4 protein-coding genes are annotated in these 1,705 nt (G+C 67.0%); all 4 read left to right on the plus strand.

Translation table 11 applies throughout. From position 1 onward, the window contains the following. Positions 1-191 (plus strand): hypothetical protein (locus tag JHC99_RS18660; protein WP_292156191.1); only part of this gene is annotated, 191 nt, incomplete at its 5' end. Next, positions 188-502: a hypothetical protein gene (locus tag JHC99_RS18665; protein WP_292156192.1), complete on the plus strand. Its 315-nt coding sequence runs from the start codon at positions 188-190 to the stop codon at positions 500-502. The genes JHC99_RS18660 and JHC99_RS18665, both read left to right, overlap by 4 nt. Beyond that, positions 499-879: a M15 family metallopeptidase gene (locus tag JHC99_RS18670; RefSeq protein WP_292156193.1), complete on the plus strand. Its 381-nt coding sequence runs from the start codon at positions 499-501 to the stop codon at positions 877-879. The genes JHC99_RS18665 and JHC99_RS18670 overlap by 4 nt, the downstream gene beginning before the upstream one ends. 353 nt (positions 880-1,232) lie before the next feature. Further along, on the plus strand, positions 1,233-1,705 hold a 473-nt coding region (locus JHC99_RS18675; RefSeq protein WP_292156194.1), incomplete at its 3' end, for a flagellin.

Below are 1,705 nucleotides of genomic sequence, written 5' to 3' on the forward strand. Positions count from 1 at the left end.
GTCCGACTGGTGGCCATCGGATGATCGCCCTTCCGTACGGCCGCGACCCGACCGAGCCGGAGGTCGAACTGCTGGACGCCGAGGTCTTCGAGGCCCCGCGCCGGCTCGGCCTCTGGGAACTGCGGGACCAGACCGGCACCCGGTCCGACCTCCGCCCCTTCAACGAACCCGATCTCGAGGATGACCGATGACCGAACCCCTGATTTCCGAGACCGCCGTGCCGGTTACCCCCGATCCCCACGTTCAGGCACCCGACATCCCGCCCCTGGCCGAGGGGCGGTGGCTGTGGCGACGCGTCTATGTCTTTGCGGTCAGCACGGCCCTGTGGACCCTGCTGGCGGCGGCTGTGCGCACCGCCACGCCCCAGACCCTGCCCCGGATCACCGACGGGATCATGGGGCTGCTGGCCCTTGTGCTGATCCTCTATCTGGTCGCGCCCACCACCCAGCAGTTGATCGAGCTGATGGCCAACCTGCGCCTGCGGCTGGGAGGCCGGTCATGAGCGCACTGTCGCGCCGTTCGCGGGATCGGCTGGTCGGGGTCCATCCCGATCTGGTCCGGGTGGTCGAGGCCGCCATCGCCCGCACCCCGGTCGACTTCATGGTCACCGAGGGCCTGCGCAGTCCCGAGCGTCAGGCCGCCCTGGTCCGGGCGGGTGCCAGCCGCACCCTGAACTCGCGCCACCTGACGGGCCATGCCGTGGATGTCTGCGCCTTGGTGGACGGAAGGGTCCGCTGGGACTGGCCGCTCTATCCGCGCATCGCCGGGGCCTTCAAGGCGGCGGCGCTGGCGCTGGACGTCCCCGTCATCTGGGGCGGCGACTGGCCCCGCCTGCGCGACGGGCCGCATTTCGAGCTTGATCGATCCCGCTATCCCTGAGGCGGCCCGGACCGGGCGGTTGAAACGGTTGAAACGGTTGAAACGGTTGAAACGGTCGACGCCTCGAACCCGGCCGTTTCAACCGCACGGCCTGCCAGTCGGGTGCCCTTGCGGCAGAACTTGCCGGGCGATCGGCAGATCTTGCCGGGCGACCCGGTCTGTCCCGGCAGATCTTGCCCGGCGCGAAGCGTGGTTAAGGCAAAGTACCGTAACGAAATCAACGAAACGGGGGTCTGGCACGCCGTCGCGGCGATCGGCGTGATGTGGCGCGGCCCTTGCTGCCTGTCTTTCCGAGCAAAATGCTCCCGACGGCTAAAATGGCGGTCGGACACCTTGAAACAAGGACTTTCGTCATGGCGCTGAACAGCGTGAACACGAACTCGGGCGCCCTCGTCGCCCTCCAGAACCTGCAAGCCACGAATGCCGAACTGGCCACGACCCAGTCGCGCATCAACACCGGCAAGAAGGTCAACTCCGCAAAAGACAACGGCGCTGTCTGGGCTATCGCCCAAGGCCAGCGTTCGGAAGTCACTGCCCTTGGTGCCGTCAAGGACAGCCTGTCGCGCGGCTCTTCGGCCGTCGACGTCAGCATCGCGGCGGGTGAATCGGTTTCCGATCTGCTCATCCAGCTGAAGGAAAAGGCCCTGTCGGCGACTGACAAGTCCCTGACCACCGCTGCTCGCAGCGCCCTGAACGAAGACTTCAAGGCGATCCGCGATCAGATCACGACCGTCGTCACCAACGCCAAGTTCAACGGCGTGAACCTGCTGGACAACTCGACCGGCACCGGCGGCTACAAGGCCCTGTCGAACACGGCCGGCTCCAC

The organism is Brevundimonas sp., from assembly GCF_016463485.1.
Taxonomy (GTDB): Bacteria; Pseudomonadota; Alphaproteobacteria; order Caulobacterales; family Caulobacteraceae; genus Brevundimonas.